Source organism: Mycobacterium gordonae (genome assembly GCF_001417955.2).
GTDB classification, from domain to species: Bacteria; Actinomycetota; Actinomycetes; order Mycobacteriales; family Mycobacteriaceae; genus Mycobacterium; species Mycobacterium gordonae_B.
This window is the reverse complement of the sequence record NZ_LKTM01000361.1, coordinates 54,354-70,477: the sequence shown is the minus strand read 5'-3', so window position 1 is coordinate 70,477 and position 16,124 is coordinate 54,354. Positions and strand designations below refer to the sequence as shown.

The following is a 16,124-nucleotide window of genomic DNA, read 5'->3' as shown; positions in this document are numbered from 1 at the left end:
CCAACTCGACCAGCACCTCGCACCCGTACGCACCGGCGATGGCCACCACGACCATGATCACAACAGAGAGGTTCACACCGGATAGCCTGCGCGATGCGATGGATCGCCTTCACCCCGAATCGGGGGAATTGCAAGGTGAATGGGATCCGGGGTCAGCCCAGTCCCACCAGGCCCGGGTCAAACGTCGCCCGCGCTGTCACCGAAGTGGCGGCCGCCGCAACCACGACACCGGCGTCGGCTTCATGTCCTTTCGGGAAGACGATTTCGGCGCTGTCCGGTCCGTCGCGGTGCGCCATCAGCCAGTCGTAGAGCAGCCAGTCCACCGCACAGGTGACGGCCAGCGGGTCGGCCTCCGCGCGCTGCGCCGACGCGACGACCGACCGCAAAGCTTCCAGATGCTCCTTGCGGGCGGCATCCTTGTTCACCCCCGAGCTGTCGAACATGAGCATCGACAGCGTCAGCGGAAAACGTTGTCCCGCTTCGGTTCGCACCACCCACCGGCCACCCAGCCAGGGGCGGTCCGGATCCACCTGCTGCAGCTCGCCGAATCCGCCCACCACGCCCAGGGTCGGCTCGTCGAGTTGGCCGTCAAGGGGCGCCGGGCCCAACAGGCCGAGCGGCTGGCGGGCACAAATGGAGAACAGGGCGGCCGTCCCGATGATCTTTCCGGCCCGCAGGTCCGGCGCCGCACCGGTCGACTCGATGGCCGCGGCGTACTCGAAGCACAGCCGGTCCAGGGTGCGGTGCAAGTCGACCAGATCGTCGCGCTCGTCAGCGTTCGCGGGACCTCTCCCGCCGCCCAGTATTTCGCCGAACCGCTCCGCGGCGATGATCAACGCGTCATCGAGAGCTTCCAGGTGGGTGGCGACCAACCGGTCGGCCTCGTCGTCCCCGACCACCAATGCCTGCAGGGACGTGCGCCTACCTCCCGGAGTGGCCCAGAAGAACCCGATCTGACCGTCGGACTGGACGATTCGCGGTCTCACCGGCGCCGCCAGATCACGACGCGGTTGTTGCCGGAGTCCGCGACGGCCAGCCGGTCACCGTGCAATGACAGACCGTAGGGCCAGCACAGCGTGTCGCGCTGCACCGATGTCCAGCGGTTCTCGCCGTTGGCGCCGAAACCCGGCTGAGCCAGAACATGATCGGCCGCACGACCATCAGCGGGAACCCCGTCCCACAACAGGATTCGGTTGTTGGCCGTGTCGGCGACGGCCAGGCGATCATCGGCCAGGCCGATGGCATAGGGGAACCGGAACCGGTCACCGGTGTGGGGACCGTACGGCCATTCCTCCGCACTGGCGAAATCTGGTTGCCCAAGCAGGATGTCGGCGGGGCGGTCTGTGTCGGGTGCGGGCGACCACCCCAGGATGCGGTGGTTTCCGGCGTCCGCGATCAGCAGCAAATCCTCGCGTCCCGCGATGTCATGTGGCCAGCGGAAGCTGGCGGGACCGGGCACCGCTCCCCTGTTCTCCTCCCGGTGGGACGCACTCGGCTGGCCCAGCACCACGTCGGCCGGCCGGCCCGGAGAGGGAATCCCGTTGTGCCAGCCGAGGACCCGCCGGTTGCCGGTATCGGCGACCCAGAAGGTGTCGCCGATGATCGCGATGCCGAACGGCCAGTAGAAGGACGAGGCGGAGCATTCGGCCCCGGCGTTGGGCTCCACGGCAGACGCGTCGGCTTGCCCGAGGACGACGTCCGGTGCGACATCGTTGGCCCGCGGGACGTTGTTCCAGATCAGGATTCGATGGTGCCAGGCGTCGGCGACGATGAGCCGCCCGTCGTGCACCAGCACGCCGGTGGGCAGATTCATGCCACGTTCGGGTCCCCGGCCGCCGGCGGCGCGGCCTTCGGTCTCGCCGTCCGGTTGTCCCAGCACGACGTCGGCCGGTTGCTCGTCGTCGGCGGGGATTCCGTGCCAGATCAGTACGCGGTGATTACCGGAGTCCGCGACCACCAGGTGCTCGTCGCCCAGGAACACACCGCGCGGTGAATACATCCACGCCATTGTGGGTTTGGCCGCCGGAAGGCTCAGGCCGCCGGGTGCGGGTGCGCCCAGCCACACCTCCGGTGACCACCCGCCGGTGAGGTCGGTGGTGGCGACGGGGTCGACGCGCGGTGGTAGTGCGGCGATATTGTGCCGAACGGTGTAGCGGCTCATCCGCCCACTCGGACCCAGACGTCTCCGTTGTCGATCCGCAGCGGCAGTTGCTCGAGTTGCGCTCCGGGCGCGCTGAGGCATTCACCCGAGGAGGCGTCGTAGCAGAAGCCGTGCCACGGGCAGGTGAGGGTGCCGTTGTCCAGGTCGAGGATCGCGTTGTCCAAAGGCATTGCCTCATGGGCACATTCGTTGCGGTAAGCCGACAGCCGGTGCTCGACGCTGATCACCAGAACGTCCGCGCTCTCGCCGGCGTCGGTGGTCAGGCTGCGCACGGTCAGGTCGCCGTCGGCCACGTCCGCGGCCGGTCCCAGCCTGGCCCAGCCGTCCCGGGACGGACCGATCCGCAGCGCCTCCAGCGGGATCAGCGTCGGTGACGGCTCATTGGGCAGCACTTCGACGGCGGTGATCGACGGAACGCCCTCGACCAGCGCCTCCTGCACCAGGTTGCGCAGCGTCACCGAAGACATCGAGCAGCCGTTGCAGGCTCCTTCCAGCCGCACGTAGGCCGTACCGTCCTCGACCCGGACCAGGGTGACATCGCCTCCGTGGCTTTGCAATTGGGGGCGCACGCCGACCAGCACCCGGTTGGCGTGGGTGACCGGGTCCGGCCGGATGATCTCGTGCAACGACAGCAGCAGGTGCACCACCGGGTCGTCCACCAACTCGAACAGCACCGCCCGCGCCCCGTCGTCCTCACGCATCCGGCGCACGATGGTCACCAGACCGGCGCGGTGCACCGCTTCCAGCGCGGACTTCAGCTCCTCGGCGACGGCGCGTGCTTTGGGGTCGAGGTCGGCCAGAGCCGCGACCGCGTCGTCGACCCGTTTGGCCAGTTCCTCCAGACCGGGCTCGAACACGGTGGTCATCGTGCGTCTCCGGTGCGCGACAGCGCGACCTGTCGGGCGATCTCGTCCAGCACGCCGCGCACGGCCCGCACGGAGTCGTCGTCCTGCTGCTCCTCGAACAGGAATCGCGCCTCGTACAGTTTGGCCTTGGCCTGGTCGAAGATTCCCAGGTGAGCCAGCGCGTTGCCCTGGTTGGCCAGCACCCTGGCCCGGCCCATCGGGTCGGTCTCCCGGCCCCGTGCGGCGAGCACGCCTTCGTAGAGTTCCACTGCCTCCATGAGGTTTTCGGCCTGGTGTTTCGACGGCGTGTAGACCAGGGAGTTGGCCAGATTCAATTGGACGCTGGCCCACTGCTCGGGATACTCCTCGCGGGTGTAGACCTTCAGCGCGGACCGCAGCGATTGTGCCGCCACGCCGAGGCGCAGCTGTCCGGAGGCCTCCACCATCGGCATGGTGAGGTAGGCGGTCGCGAGGTTGGCGTGCGCAGAGGCCCACAGCAGCGGCGCCTCTTCCCGCAGCACCAGCTGCAGCGTGGAGTGGTAATGCGGAATCGCCTGGGCGAGCAGGCCCGGATTGTCCTGGGCGCGTTCGTGAATCATCCCGGCGACGGTGAGGTGCAGCTCGGCGCGCGCGACGCGCAGGCCCTCGGCTCCGTCGAGGAGCCGCAGCGCGCGCTCGAGATGCTGTTGGGCCGACGGGTCGCGGAGATCGCGGCAGATCGATCCGGCCGCCGCGATCATCGTGCCCTCCAGACACCGCGACACCGTCGCGGCGGCCTCCGCGGCGCGCTCCAGCAGGGCCCGGGCCTTGAGCGGGTTGGCCTCGGCCAGCGCCTGACTCGCCTGCGCGGACAGGGTGACGGCGGCCAGTTCACCGGTGGTCCCGTCGGCGTCGGGCGGGGTGTCCCGGTGCCCGACGGTGAACAGCACCAGGTCGACCAGTACACCGAACTCCCCCAGGTCAGCGCGCAACGTGTCGGTGTCGACGCCCTCGGGGCTCAGCACGAACCGGTTGTAACGGGTGACGGGATCGTCCTCGGTGAGGTTTTTCAGTGCGGCGTCGACGTCGCCGGCATGCGCAAGCTCAAGCGCGCGAAGGTCTTCCGGCCACACCTCCGGCTCATTCCCGTCCAGCAGTGCTGCTCGCACATCGTCGGCACCCGGTGGGACCAAGAGATAGCCCAGCGGCAGCGGGAAGGCGCCGAGCGGTTGCGGCCGGGTAGCGAGCGCTCCCCGGGCCAGTTCAGGCGCTGTGGTCATGACGTTCACCCATTGATCGGTCCTCGGATATTGCGCTCGGCGGCGCGCTTGATCAGGCTCGCCGATATCTCGGCGCGCCGCTTGGTGTGGTGGGTGTCGATGCGGCGGCGCACGACGCCGTCGGCGAACACCACAACGATCTCCACGGCCCACCGGCCGTCTTCTTCCACGACTACGGTCTGAACGTCCAGCGCCTCGTCGGCTGCGCTGTCGGCGCGCACTACCGTCGGCGGGCGCTCCGGCTCCTCCTGTTGCCCCCCGACGGTCGGACGCTCAGCCATCAGAATCACCCCGGCGGCTCCGGCGCGTCACGCAGTTCTTCACCCAGGGGAATCCGCAGCGACTTCTGTGCATCGTCCCAGAATGCACCAGTCACGCCGACCCTGCCTTCGATCACTTCGCGGATGAGCAGCGAGCGGTCGCCGGCGGGGTTGCGCTGTTTGAGCAGCAATCCGCCGCTGCGCGGGCCCCGCAGCGGGATCAACCAGAGATCTCCGTCGCGGACCACGGCGACCACCGCGTCGGACGGAAACCGGCTGGCGGCCAGCGACGCGTCCAGACGCAGGTAGCCGTCGGCGGTGAACTCGACGGTGACTTCGGTGTCCGGCGCCGGCCGCAGGTCGGCGAGATACTCGGCCTCGATCCGGTCGATGACGAGTTCCATTGCCGCCTGTACTGATTCGGACAGCTCGGCGCCGAGTTCCACGCCGGCGACCTCGATCAGGTAGACGGATATGTCGGCCGGACAGTCGTCGCCCAGCGCCCAGCGGGCGAAGGCGATGGCGTGATCCCACCGGAACGAGTGGGTGTGCAGGCCCTGCAGGGGCGGCAGGTCCGCCAGTTCTTCGCCGGGCACCTTGAAGACGGTGCCGGGCGCCGAGCCGGTGGCCGCGGCGTCGACGATCACCACCCGCCGGGCGCCGCGCATCTGGAATGCCACATCCATGCCCGCGGTGCCGCCGTCGACCAGCTTCGCCCCGCCCGGAACCCCGCGCTCCCACAAGTGCCGGACCAGCACCGGCCCGACGCCGTCGTCACCGCGCAGCAGGTTTCCGCAGCCGACCACCAGGACTTCGCACCCGGGGGGTGCCAGGTCCTGGGTGTCGTCGGGGGCGCCTAGTCCGCAGTCGTAAGCAGTCAGGATCACACCATCCCGTTGATGACGAACTTGGACAGTTCACGTCCCGTCTTGCCGTCGTAGGCGTGCACGGTGCACACCAGGCACGAGTCGAAGCTGCGCGCCACGTGACCGAGTTCCACCGGGTCCTCCGGGTCGACGATCGGCGAGCCCACCAGAGCACTCTCGATCGGGCCGAGCACCTGCGAGCTGTCCCGCGGCCCGATGTTCCAGGCCGTCGGTGTCACCACCTGGTAGTTCTTGATCTTGTTGTCTTCCAGCACAATCCAGTCCGACAGCGCACCGCGGGCAGCCTCGGTGGAACCGAAACCCATGCCCTCGGCGTGCTCGACGGGCTTGGAGTAGAAGCTCTCCTTGAGGTTCAGCTGGTCCAGCCACTCACGGGTCCACTTGTAGTACTTCGGCCCTTCGTGCATGCGGGCGAGCTGGCGGACCATGACGCTGGGCCCGATCTTGTTGTACATGTCGACGAACAGCGGGTCGTTGTCCTGGTGCGCGGCGGCGTTGGGGCCGCCGGCGGCCATCCGGCGTGCCAGCGGGCCGGCCTCCAGCGGGATGTTGCCCAGGTCGCCGACCGCGTAGCGGGGAGATTTGGCCCAGCTGTACTTGCCTTGCTTGCGGCCCTGTTCAGGGTCGATCGGGATGGTCTCGCCTTCGAACGGGTGCAGCGGCCGGCTGCCCTCGTAGAACGAGTGGGTGACGTCCTCGCGGACGTTGGCCTGGTCGAACTCGTGCCACTGACCTTTGGCGTACACGCCGGACCGGCCGATCAGCGCGGCGTTGCGCCCGGCGATGGTGGGGTTCTCATACAGCGAGGGGTCGAAGTAGGTGCCGGTGGAGATGTAGTTGCCCACGCCGGCGCCGTACTTGTCGAGGCCGACGTCCAGGCAGTAGCGGATGAAAAACCCGCAGTCGCTGTTGTACTGCGACTCGTTCTCGTCCACCCAGGCCAGCACGTCCTCCCAGGTCTTGTTCTCCAGCCAGCGGTCGATGCTGCAGCCCAGCCAGCGGCCCTCCAGCCAGTTGTCCTTCCAGTGCTCGAGGATCGAGATGGAGCGGGTGACGTCGGACAGCGTGGGCGCGCACATCACCCCGCCGGGCACCATGAAGCTGGAGTGCGGCCACTGGCCACCGAAGATCGCATAAACTTCGACGGGCTTGTTCGAAAGCACCACGCCGGGTTGATAACTCGTGCCGACATAGGGAGCGAAGCGGCGCACCGCCTCGTCGTACAGCTTGGACTTGGCGTAGTTCTTGTTGGTCAGGTCGATGGCGAACAGCGCGTAGAAGTAGCGCGGAATGGACTGCAGCGTTTCGCACGCCTGACAGATGTTGCGCACCAGGGTTGCGTTGGGCGGCATGTGCGTTCGCCATGCGGTGTCCAGCGCGTACGCAGATTTGTACAGGTGGCTGCCACCGCAGATGCCACAGATGCGCGGACAGACGATGAGGCCGGCCTGCGGGTCCTTGCCCCGCAGGATGATTTCGAAGCCGCGGAACATCGCCGCCTCGGTCCAGGCCGAGGTGACGACACCGTCTTCGACGGTGACGCGGACGTCGAGGTCTCCCTCGACACGGCCCAGCGGGCTGACATACAGGTCGAGCGCGGTCATGAATCCTCCCAAATGATTTCGTGCACTACCAGGGCTGTTGGCGTGCTGGTCGTCAGACCACGAACATGTCTTCCTTGGACCATTGCGGGGCCGCGATCCGGGCGGCCGCGGCGTGTGCCATGTAGGTGAGGTGGTCCGAACCCTCGGGCACTTCCTTGGGAATCATGCCGCTGACCTTCTGGGTCTTGAACACGGTTCCCGGCGCCAGGTCGAAGTGCGGGAATTCCGGTTCGGTGCAGCCCAGGCAGGGCATGCCGGCCCGGGTCTTCGAGGACTGGCGGTTCCACAAGATGCGGTTGCACGGCGAGTGGGTCATCGGCCCGCGGCAGCCGAACTCGTAGAACAGGCAACCGGTGCGGGTGCCCTCGCCGAACGACATCGTGGACTGCTTGTACTCGAAGAATTGGACTCGGGTGCAACCGGTTTGGGTAAACGTCTTGAAGAACGTCTCGGGCCGGTGCAGTTCGTCGAGGGTGATGTCGCCGGCCCGGCCGGTGGCCAGCGCGACGATGATCTGAGTGATCCAGTCCGGGTGGGCGGGGCAACCCGGGATGTTGATCACCGGCAAGCCCATCTTGGACCGGAAGTCCGGGCCCAGGAACCCGCCCTTCTCCCGCTTGTGGAACTGCAGGCCCGTGGACGCCGACGGGTTGGGTTCCATGGCCGGGATGCCGCCGAAGCAGGCGCAGTCACCGATGGCTACCACGATCTGGGCCGCGGCGGCCAGGTCGGTGACCCAGTCCTTCATCGCGCGGTCGGCGAACATGTCCATCCGGCCGGTGCCGTTGGGCGCCTCGATGACGGTGCCCTCGAACACGAAGATGTCCAGCGGACGTTCGCCTTTGGCGCAGTCCCAGAACACCTTCTGAGCGTTCTTTCCGAGTTCGAGGCCCAGCGACGGGTGCCACAACAGATCGAGCCCGAAATCGACGATCAGATCGACGACATTGGGCTCTTCGGCATTGAGGAATGACATGGTATTGCCACTACACGCCCCGCCCTGAAACCATAAAACGGAAGCCATAGGAACTCCTCTCGAATTGCGGCCGAGGGCGCGACCACGTTGATATTGGGCCTGGAAAGTATTTTTTTATTTAGGCAATTGCCGGCCGAATGCCCGGGCTACCTGAATCAGGAATCCCAGGCCCCGGTTGATGTCTTTGTCCTTGCTGACCCGCCACAGCCCGAACAGGCCCTTGGGACCGCCCGGGTCCGCGGCGGCGGCCGCCTTGCCTTCGACGAGCGCCTCCCCCAACTCGGCGAGGACATCGGCGGCCTGCGGGTCGACCAGCGGCGAATTGAGGATCTTGTTCAGCGTGGGCGCGGCGGCCACCAGCGCCGATGCCAGCGAGGCCAGAGTCGCCGCCAGCGCTTGCACGTCCACCGACCCCAACTCGGCCTTGACCTGGTCGAAGCCCGGCACGGTCAACGAGGCACCCCGGATCTCCCCGACGGCCGAGGCCACCGACTCGCTGATCTGGTCACCGCGTCGCACGAACCCGTCGAGGCCGGTCACCAGGATCGCCAACAGGTCGGCGTGGTCCAGCAGGCTGTTGAGCGACGCGGCGATCGCGGGGTCGTCAAGCCGGTCGCGCAGCTGGTCGCCCGGCGACAAGGCGACAACCTGACCGTTTGCCGACATGGGAACCTCCTAAGCGAATCGAGAGGGCTGCGTCCCGATTCGACAGGGACTGTGGCCTCGATCACAAACTAGCCGCCGCTTCGGACTGTGCCTATCGCTTTCGCGCAGCAGCTGTCAGGATTGCGAACAGTTAAGCGCGTTGGCGCGCGCTGGCCGACCGAGAGGCTTGCATGATCGCCACCGATTCTTTAGTGAACGCCTCACGTTCACGGTGGCCACTGCCAGGGGATTTACCTGCCGGTTACCGGGGTTCGAAGCGATGTCGCGGCTGACCCGACTCGGGTACATCGACGTCCGCCGGACCGCTCATCCGGTGCGCCGCAAGGTGCGCTCGCGCGGTGTCCCGCCGGCCTTGGCGGACAACGAGATCTTCTATACGGAAAACCCGACCGAGGCCGTGCGGCTGATGGCCAAGGCGTTGGCCCCGCTGTCTTTGCATGTGGGCCCCGAGGACGTCGAGGGGTTTGCTGCGACGATGCACGGCGTGCGGCTACGCAACGTCAGCATGCTGTACCTCGACGTCCATGTGGCCGCGACCGTCGACATCCCGGCGTTGGGCCAGTACTTCGGCGTGCACATGCCGATGAACGGCCGCGCCCTGGTCGACCATCGTGGGCACAGCTTCGAGTCCAACACCATCCGGGCGCTGGTGACCAGTCCCGGCGAGGCCCTGCGCATCCAGTTCGACCACGACTCGCCCCAGCTGCTGATCCGGATCGAGCAGCGCGCGATGGCCGCGCACCTCACTCGGCTGCTGGGCCGCAGTCTGACCAAGCCGCTGGAGTTCGACCCGGAGTTCGACCTGGCGAGCGAAGCCGCGATGCGCTGGCACACGGTGGTGCAACTGATCCACAGCGAGGTGTTCCACCCGGGTTCGCTGATCCAGCGCGGACAGGGCATCGGCGCGATCGAGGAGCTGGTGATGAGCACGCTGCTGCAGTTACAGCCGTCCAACTACTACGAGGAGTTCCTGCAGCCGGTGCAGCCCGATCCGCGCCGGGCGGTGGTGCACGACGCGATGAACTACATCGACGACCACCTGGCCGAGCGCATCACCATGGACGACCTCGCCAAGGCGGTGCACATGAGCGTCCGGTCGATCCAACAGGGGTTCCGCGAGGAGCTGAACATGACGCCGATGACCTACGTCCGGGAGCGCCGACTGGAGCGGGTTCACGAGGAGCTGATGGACGCCATGCCGTCGGACGGCGTGACGGTGACCGCGGTCGCGGAGCGCTGGGGGTTCAACCACCTGGGCAGTTTCGCCGTGGAGTACCGCAAGCGGTGGGGTGAGGCGCCGTCGGAGACGCTGCGGCGCTGAGCTGTACTGCCCCACGCGCCGCCAGACTGACACCACGCATACCCGCCGCGGCGTGTCGTGTGCGTGGTGTCAGTGTCGCGCGGCAAGGGCCGGGGCAAGGGCCGGGGCCAGGCTATGACGCCCGCCGCACCGCGCTGACCTGCCGCCAGCCCAGTTCGGGGTGCGACACCAGATGCTGAATCAGCAGCTCGGTGGCCATCGGCGGCGTCGGCTGGCTGACCACGTGCCAGGGCCGCTTGATCGGCGTACCCGGCACCGGCAACTCGACGAGCGCGCCGGAGTCCAACTCGCGCTGCACCGCCTGCCGTGACACCAGAGTCACGCCCAGGCCGGCGACGGCCGCCGACACCACCGCGCCGTGCGAGCCCAGCACCAGCTGCGGCGGCGCGACGTCGAGATCCTCCAACAACGTCATCAGGGTCGAGCGGGTGCCCGACCCCTGCTCGCGCAGCAACCAGGTGGCCGCCGCCGGGACGAACCCGTCGGCAACCGACGGACAGCCGACCACGATCAGCGTGTTGGGGCTGATGGCGCGAACCCGCACCTTCTTGCGCAGATCCTCGGGCGGGCGTCCGGCAAACACCAGGTCCACTTCGTGCCGGGACAGCATCGGCCAGAGCGCGCTGCGCGCGGCCACCTCGACGTGCAGTACCACCCCGGGGTGTTCGGCGCGAAACGACGCCAGCGCGGCCGGGATCAGCAACTCCCCCGCCGACGTGACCGCGGCCAGCCGGATCGATCCGTTCTCCGGATCCGCCTCGCCGCGGGCGGCAAGGATTGCCTCGTCGTGCAGGCCCAGGATGCGGCGGGCGTACTCCACATAGCGCAAGCCCGCGGGCGTCAACCGGACTCCCCGACCGTGCCGGTCGACCAGCGTGATGCCGATGTCCTGACTCAACGCGCGCAGCGCTGAGGAGATCGACGACTCGGTGACCACCAGGCGTTCGGCGGCCCCGCGTACCGAGCCGGTATCGGCCACTTCGACGAGGGCCCGCAAACGTGCGTTGGTGGTCATGCGCTCTCCCGTGTCTCGAACACCCGGCTGGCCAACAGGTCTACCGCCTCGATCGTGGTCAGCTCGGCCAAGCCGACCGGCGTGTCCGCATTGGCCAGCAATCGGCGCGCGTGGCGCAGCCGCGCTCGTTCCAGCGCGTTGCGCACGCTGCGCGCGTTGGCGAACCACGGCTGGTCCCGGCGGCGGTGCAGATATTGATGCAGCACCGCACGGGCCTCGTCGGAAAACCGGTACCCCAGCCCGTCGACCATCAGCCCGGCGATGTCCTCGAGTTCGCCGACGGTGTAGTCCGGGAAGGTGATGTGGTGGGCGATGCGGCTCTGCATGCCGGGGTTGGCGGAGAAGAACTGGTCCATCTTGTCGGCGTAGCCGGCCAGGATCACCACCAGGTCGTCGCGGTTGTTCTCCATCACCTGCAGCAGGATCTCGATGGCTTCGCCACCGTAGTCCCGCTCGTTCTCGACTTTGTAGAGGTAGTACGCCTCGTCGATGAACAGGACCCCGCCCATTGCCCGCTTGATGACGTCCTTGGTCTTCGGCGCGGTATGGCCCACGTATTCACCGACCAGGTCGTCGCGGGTGACGCTCACCAGATGACCGCGGCGCAGGTAACCGAGCCGGTGCAGCAGGTCGGCCATTCGGGTGGCCACGGTGGTCTTGCCGGTGCCCGGGTTGCCGGTGAAGCACATGTGCAAAGTCGGCTGGGCCGCCTGGACACCGAACCTCTCCCGCATGCGGTCGACCAGCAACAGCGCCGCGATCTCGGCGATGCGGGTCTTCACCGGCTCCAGGCCGACCAGCTCGCGGTCCAGCCCGGACAGCACCTCGTCCACCCCGGAGCTGGCCCGGGCCGCCGCCAGGTCGACGACGGCATCCGGGTCCAGGATCTCCGGCTCGGGTTCGGGGTCCGGTTCGACGGGCGCCGGCCGGTAGCCGAACGCGGTCATGACGACTCGTACCTCTGCCCGCTTGGTCGCTCGGTGGCGTAGGCGAACGTGCTGTAGCCGATCTGGCGGTTGGCCCGCTCGGCACGGTCCAGCCGGAATCCGGGCTCGTCGGCCGGCCGGTTGACGATGAACGACAGTGCCGTCGTCTGCCGGCCCAAGCTCGCGTCATAGGCGTTGAGGCGGATGTAGCTGTTCGGGTTGGCCGCCCGGCAGGCGTTGACCTCGAGCAGCACGCCTGCGGCGTCCTTGAGGTCGAACATCGGCAGGCCCCACATCTCCCAGTAGATGTTGCGCGGGTGCGGGTCGTCGGTGAACTCCACCGACAGCGGCCACTCGTGGTCGAGCGCGTAATTGATCTGGGCGGTGATCTCCTCGTCGGTGAAGTCGGGCAGATACGAGAAGGTGCCCTGGGTGATTCGCATGGCTGAGCTCCTTTAGACCCGGGTCGGTGTCGCGACGACGTCGGGGGTGTCGGTGGATTCGTAATTGAAGGTGATGTCGCCCCAGGTGGCCAGTGCGGTGTCCAGCGCGCGGTTGCGCGAGGCCGCCTTCTTCAGGATTTCGGGGCCTTCTTGGTAGTAGTCGCGGCCCTCGTTGCGGGCTTTGATCATGGCTTCCAGCGCGACCCGGTTGGCCTCGGCGCCGGCGGCGATGCCCATCGGGTGGCCGATCGTGCCGCCGCCGAACTGCAGCACCACGTCCTCGCCCAGGTAGTGGATCAGCTGGTGCATCTGACCTGCGTGGATACCACCGGAGGCGACCGGCATGACGCCGGGCATCGACGCCCATTCCTGGTCGAAGTACAGGCCCTTGACCGGGTCGGCCTTGACGCTGTCCAGACGCAGGGTGTCGTAGAAGCCGGCGGTGGTGTTGGGGTCGCCTTCGAGTTTGCCGACGACGGTGCCGGCGTGGATGTGGTCGACGCCCGCCAGCCGCATCCATTTGGAGATGACCCGGAAGCTGACACCATGGGTCTTCTGCCGTGTGTAAGTGCCGTGCCCGGCGCGGTGCAGGTGCAGGATGACGCCGTTGTCGCGGGCCCACTTGGCCATCGACTGGATCGCGGTGTAGCCGATGGTCAGGTCGATCATCACGATCACCGAGCCCAGTTCGGCGGCAAAGTTTGCCCGCTCGTACATCTCCTCCATGGTCCCGGCGGTGATGTTGAGGTAGTGGCCCTTGATCTCGCCGGTCGCGGCCTGCGCCCGGTTGACGGCCTCCATGCAGAACAGGAAGCGGTCGCGCCACCGCATGAACGGCTGGGAGTTGATGTTCTCGTCGTCCTTGGTGAAGTCCAGACCGCCGCGCAGTGCTTCGTAGACCACTCGGCCGTAATTGCGCGCGGAGAGTCCCAGCTTCGGCTTGGTGGTGGCGCCCAGCAGCGGCCGGCCGAACTTACCGAGGTGCTCGCGTTCCATCACGATCCCGTGCGCGGGCCCCTGGAAGGTCTTGACGTAGTGGGTCGGGATCCGCATGTCCTCCAAACGCAGCGCCTTTAGCGGCTTGAACCCGAACACGTTGCCGATGATCGAGCTGGTCAGGTTGGCGATCGACCCTTCCTCGAACAGGTCGAGGTCGTAGGCGATCCAGGCGATCCACTGCCCGGGCGTGTTCGGCACCGCGTCGACGCGGTAGCACTTGGCCTGATAGTGCTCGAACGTGGTGAGCCGGTCGGTCCACACCACCGTCCAGGTCGCGGTGCTCGATTCACCGGCGACGGCAGCGCCGGCCTCCTCGGGCGGCACCCCCTCCTGCGGTGTGATCCGGAAGGCACACAACACGTCGGTGTCCTTCGGCACGTAGTCCGGCTGCCAGTAACCCATTTCTGCATACGGGATGACTCCCGCGTTCCATCTCTCTGTCATGGCTCGAATCGTGGCATCGTGATACTGAAGCTGTCTATCGAGATTAGGCCATTGATTCTGAAGTAAATAGTTAAGTCTTTGTGTCACCCCCGCCGGTTCCACCATTCGGGTGAGGATCAGGTGTCGGGGGTCTTTCTACGGTGTGCGCCATGAACACATGCAGGAAGATCGCCCAGGCCATGACCGCGCCCGGCAAAGGAATTCTGGCCGCCGACGAGAGCATCGCGACGATGTCCAGCCGACTGGAGCAGGCCGGCGTCACCGCCACCGCGGATAGTCGACGCATCTACCGCGAGATCCTGACCAGCACGCCGGGGCTGGCCGGCGGAGTCTCCGGAATCATCTTCTGCGAGGAGACCCTCGCTCAGGTGTTCAGCGACGGCAGGCCGTTCGCCCAGGCGGTCCGCGACCTCGGCATGCTGCCCGGCATCAAGGTCGACACCGGCGCCAAGCCGTGCCCGGGCCTCCCCGGCGAGACGGTGACCGAAGGATTGGACGGTCTGCCGGCCCGGCTCGCCCGCTACGCGGCGATGGGAGCGGCGTTCGCCAAGTGGCGCGCGGTGTTCACCATCAGCGACAACACCCCGAGCTGGGGCGCGATCGCGTGCAACGCCAATGCGCTGGCCCGCTACGCCGCCGCCTGCCAGGAGGCCGGCGTCGTGCCGATCGTCGAACCCGAGGTTCTGATGACCGGTGATCACAGCATCCAGCGCTGCGCCGAGGTGACCGCCAGCGTGCACGCCGCCGTCCGCCAGCAACTCGGCCTGCTTCGGGTGGACCTGGCCGGCATCGTGCTCAAACCCAACATGGTGATCGAGGGCGAGCGCCACCCGGTCCAAGCGACCGCGGAACAGGTGGCCGAGGCGACGGTGTCGGTGCTGCGCGCCTGGCCGGGCGACCTGGCCGGCGTCGCGTTCTTGTCCGGCGGCCAGTCCCCGGAGCGCGCCACAGCAAACCTCACCGCGCTGCAGGCCCACCAGACGCCATGGCCGCTGACGTTCTCGTTCGGCCGGGCTCTGGTGTCGCCCGCGCTGAAGGCGTGGCGTGGTGACGAGCTGAAGATCGGTGCCGCGCAGGATGCGTTGTCCAGTCACGTGAACGCCAATGCCGCGGCGCTGCGGCTGCGCGGTGAGCTTCAGCCGGCCTGAGCCGGCAGGGGCACGGTCACCGTTACGGTTGTCCCCGATCCCGGGGTGGAACGGACCGCCAGCCGACCGCCGACCAGCTCCGCGCGCTCTGTCATCGACAGCATCCCGTAGCTGGTCGGCGCCCGCCCTGGAGACGGCGTGAAACCCACGCCGTCGTCGGAGACCTGCAGCCGGGCCTCTCCGTCGGAAACCGCGAAACGCACGATGGCCGTCATCGCCTTGGAGTGTTTGACCACGTTCTGCAGGCACTCCTGGGCGATGCGGTACAGCGCCACTTCGACATGTTCGGAGAGCCGCTCGTCGGCCAACTCGAGATCGAGGTCGACCTCGGGGATGGTCGACGCCAGGCTGGCCAGGCCGCCGGCCAGGCCGAGGTCGTCGAGGACCGGCGGGCGCAGGCCGCCGATCGCCGATCGGGCCTCGGCCAGCGTGAGGTCGACCAGGTCGCGGGCCTTCTCCAGCTGTTCGGTGGCCTCGGCGGAGTCGTCGATCTCGACGGCACGGGCGGCGGCGTCGAGCCGGTAACTGAGGCTGACCAGTCGCTGGCTGATGCCGTCGTGGATGTCTCCGGCCAGTCGCCTGCGCTCGGATTCCTGAGCGGCGATCACCTGTTCGGCGAAGTTTCCGTGCACCCGTTCCTTGGCCGCCAGCTGCCGGTGCACCCGGGCCTGGTCGAGGGCGCCGGCGGTCAGCCGGCCGATGGCCAGCAGCAATTGGATGTCGCGTTCGGTGAACTCGCGCCGGGCCACGGTGTGCACGTTGAGGACGCCGACGAGCCGGCCCAGGCCGGTCTCCATCGGCACCGACGCCATCGAGGTGAAATCCGAGCCGCGCAGCGCCGCGATCGGCACATAGCGGGGGTCCTCGTCCTTGCCGCTGGTGATGACGACGGGTTCGCGGTGCTGGGCCACCCAGCCGGAGACGCCCTCGCCCAGCCGCAGCTGCACCTGGCCGATGTACTCGTCGAAGGGCGGCGTGGCACCGGCCAGCGTCAACGAACCGCCGGAGTCGTCGAGCACGTGCACGAAGCACACGTCGGATGCGGTGGCGGCGGTGATCAGCCGGGCGACGGCCGCGGCCACCGGTTCCACCGCCGGCCCGCTGCCGGTGGCGGCCACGATGTCGAGGAGTAGCGCCACCTCGCGGTCGGCGTCCACCAGACCGCGCACG

At 67.7% G+C, this 16,124-nt stretch carries 16 protein-coding genes; 2 read left to right on the top strand and 14 right to left on the bottom strand.

What is annotated here, in order from left to right; genetic code table 11:
- Positions 1–152: 152 nt before the first annotated feature.
- From AO501_RS28935 to AO501_RS28895, 9 genes are all read right to left on the bottom strand, one after another.
- Positions 153–986, bottom strand: a complete 834-nt coding sequence (locus AO501_RS28935) for a hypothetical protein (RefSeq protein ID WP_055581002.1) — start codon at positions 984–986, stop codon at positions 153–155.
- A complete protein-coding gene (locus AO501_RS28930) occupies positions 983–2,161 on the bottom strand; it encodes an NHL repeat-containing protein (RefSeq protein WP_055581001.1) in 1,179 nt (392 codons plus the stop codon). Before AO501_RS28930 ends, AO501_RS28935 begins: the two co-directional genes overlap by 4 nt.
- Positions 2,158–3,027, bottom strand: a complete 870-nt coding sequence (locus AO501_RS28925; protein WP_055581000.1) for a NifU family protein — start codon at positions 3,025–3,027, stop codon at positions 2,158–2,160. The genes AO501_RS28930 and AO501_RS28925 overlap by 4 nt, the downstream gene beginning before the upstream one ends.
- Entirely contained in the window at positions 3,024–4,265 is a 1,242-nt protein-coding gene (locus AO501_RS28920) for a hypothetical protein (protein ID WP_055581091.1), read from the bottom strand. Before AO501_RS28920 ends, AO501_RS28925 begins: the two co-directional genes overlap by 4 nt.
- A gap of 5 nt (positions 4,266–4,270) precedes the next feature.
- Complete coding sequence (locus AO501_RS28915) at positions 4,271–4,546, bottom strand: hypothetical protein (protein WP_055581090.1); 276 nt, start codon at positions 4,544–4,546, stop codon at positions 4,271–4,273.
- A gap of 5 nt (positions 4,547–4,551) precedes the next feature.
- Positions 4,552–5,331 (bottom strand): hydrogenase maturation protease, encoded by a 780-nt coding sequence (locus AO501_RS28910; RefSeq protein ID WP_055581089.1) that lies wholly within the window; start codon positions 5,329–5,331, stop codon positions 4,552–4,554.
- A gap of 77 nt (positions 5,332–5,408) precedes the next feature.
- Positions 5,409–7,016: a nickel-dependent hydrogenase large subunit gene (locus AO501_RS28905; protein WP_055580999.1), complete on the bottom strand. Its 1,608-nt coding sequence runs from the start codon at positions 7,014–7,016 to the stop codon at positions 5,409–5,411.
- Between the two features lie 52 nt (positions 7,017–7,068).
- Positions 7,069–8,040 carry a hydrogenase gene (locus AO501_RS28900; protein ID WP_055580998.1) on the bottom strand — a complete coding sequence of 324 codons (972 nt, stop codon included), beginning with the start codon at positions 8,038–8,040 and terminating at the stop codon, positions 7,069–7,071.
- Positions 8,041–8,106: 66 nt separating this feature from the next.
- On the bottom strand, positions 8,107–8,658 hold the full coding sequence (locus AO501_RS28895) for a DUF1641 domain-containing protein (RefSeq protein WP_055580997.1): 552 nt from the start codon (positions 8,656–8,658) through the stop codon (positions 8,107–8,109).
- 259 nt (positions 8,659–8,917) lie between these two features.
- Here AO501_RS28895 and AO501_RS28890 point away from each other — a divergent pair, with 259 nt between their 5' ends.
- Positions 8,918–9,979 (top strand): AraC family transcriptional regulator, encoded by a 1,062-nt coding sequence (locus AO501_RS28890; protein ID WP_055580996.1) that lies wholly within the window; start codon positions 8,918–8,920, stop codon positions 9,977–9,979.
- 112 nt (positions 9,980–10,091) lie between these two features.
- Here AO501_RS28890 and AO501_RS28885 read toward each other — a convergent pair whose 3' ends face one another.
- Genes AO501_RS28885 through AO501_RS28870 form a run of 4 tightly spaced genes read right to left on the bottom strand, consistent with a single transcriptional unit; the run spans position 10,092 to position 13,806 of the window.
- Positions 10,092–10,994 (bottom strand): LysR family transcriptional regulator, encoded by a 903-nt coding sequence (locus tag AO501_RS28885; RefSeq protein WP_055580995.1) that lies wholly within the window; start codon positions 10,992–10,994, stop codon positions 10,092–10,094.
- The gene (gene cbbX / locus AO501_RS28880) at positions 10,991–11,941 is read right to left on the bottom strand and encodes a CbbX protein (RefSeq protein WP_055580994.1); all 951 of its coding nucleotides are present in this window, start codon (positions 11,939–11,941) and stop codon (positions 10,991–10,993) included. The genes AO501_RS28885 and cbbX overlap by 4 nt, the downstream gene beginning before the upstream one ends.
- Positions 11,938–12,363 carry a ribulose bisphosphate carboxylase small subunit gene (locus AO501_RS28875; protein ID WP_055580993.1) on the bottom strand — a complete coding sequence of 142 codons (426 nt, stop codon included), beginning with the start codon at positions 12,361–12,363 and terminating at the stop codon, positions 11,938–11,940. Before AO501_RS28875 ends, cbbX begins: the two co-directional genes overlap by 4 nt.
- A 12-nt stretch (positions 12,364–12,375) precedes the next feature.
- The gene (locus AO501_RS28870) at positions 12,376–13,806 is read right to left on the bottom strand and encodes a form I ribulose bisphosphate carboxylase large subunit (protein ID WP_055580992.1); all 1,431 of its coding nucleotides are present in this window, start codon (positions 13,804–13,806) and stop codon (positions 12,376–12,378) included.
- Between the two features lie 149 nt (positions 13,807–13,955).
- Here AO501_RS28870 and AO501_RS28865 point away from each other — a divergent pair, with 149 nt between their 5' ends.
- Positions 13,956–14,954 carry a class I fructose-bisphosphate aldolase gene (locus tag AO501_RS28865; RefSeq protein WP_055580991.1) on the top strand — a complete coding sequence of 333 codons (999 nt, stop codon included), beginning with the start codon at positions 13,956–13,958 and terminating at the stop codon, positions 14,952–14,954.
- Here the strand turns inward: AO501_RS28865 and AO501_RS28860 are convergent.
- On the bottom strand, positions 14,942–16,123 hold the full coding sequence (locus tag AO501_RS28860) for a GAF domain-containing protein (RefSeq protein WP_082658917.1): 1,182 nt from the start codon (positions 16,121–16,123) through the stop codon (positions 14,942–14,944). The two genes, AO501_RS28865 and AO501_RS28860, sit on opposite strands and share 13 nt — an antisense overlap.
- Position 16,124: the final 1 nt, after the last annotated feature.

Coding starts and splice junctions, on each gene's coding strand:
- AO501_RS28930 (WP_055581001.1), bottom strand. CDS start 2,161: ATGAGCCGCTACACCGTTCGGCACAATATCGCCGCACTACCACCGCGC.
- AO501_RS28925 (WP_055581000.1), bottom strand. CDS start 3,027: ATGACCACCGTGTTCGAGCCCGGTCTGGAGGAACTGGCCAAACGGGTC.
- AO501_RS28920 (WP_055581091.1), bottom strand. CDS start 4,265: ATGACCACAGCGCCTGAACTGGCCCGGGGAGCGCTCGCTACCCGGCCG.
- AO501_RS28915 (WP_055581090.1), bottom strand. CDS start 4,546: ATGGCTGAGCGTCCGACCGTCGGGGGGCAACAGGAGGAGCCGGAGCGC.
- AO501_RS28905 (WP_055580999.1), bottom strand. CDS start 7,016: ATGACCGCGCTCGACCTGTATGTCAGCCCGCTGGGCCGTGTCGAGGGA.
- AO501_RS28900 (WP_055580998.1), bottom strand. CDS start 8,040: ATGGCTTCCGTTTTATGGTTTCAGGGCGGGGCGTGTAGTGGCAATACC.
- AO501_RS28895 (WP_055580997.1), bottom strand. CDS start 8,658: ATGTCGGCAAACGGTCAGGTTGTCGCCTTGTCGCCGGGCGACCAGCTG.
- AO501_RS28890 (WP_055580996.1), top strand. CDS start 8,918: ATGTCGCGGCTGACCCGACTCGGGTACATCGACGTCCGCCGGACCGCT.
- AO501_RS28885 (WP_055580995.1), bottom strand. CDS start 10,994: ATGACCACCAACGCACGTTTGCGGGCCCTCGTCGAAGTGGCCGATACC.
- cbbX (WP_055580994.1), bottom strand. CDS start 11,941: ATGACCGCGTTCGGCTACCGGCCGGCGCCCGTCGAACCGGACCCCGAA.
- AO501_RS28875 (WP_055580993.1), bottom strand. CDS start 12,363: ATGCGAATCACCCAGGGCACCTTCTCGTATCTGCCCGACTTCACCGAC.
- AO501_RS28870 (WP_055580992.1), bottom strand. CDS start 13,806: ATGACAGAGAGATGGAACGCGGGAGTCATCCCGTATGCAGAAATGGGT.
- AO501_RS28865 (WP_055580991.1), top strand. CDS start 13,956: ATGAACACATGCAGGAAGATCGCCCAGGCCATGACCGCGCCCGGCAAA.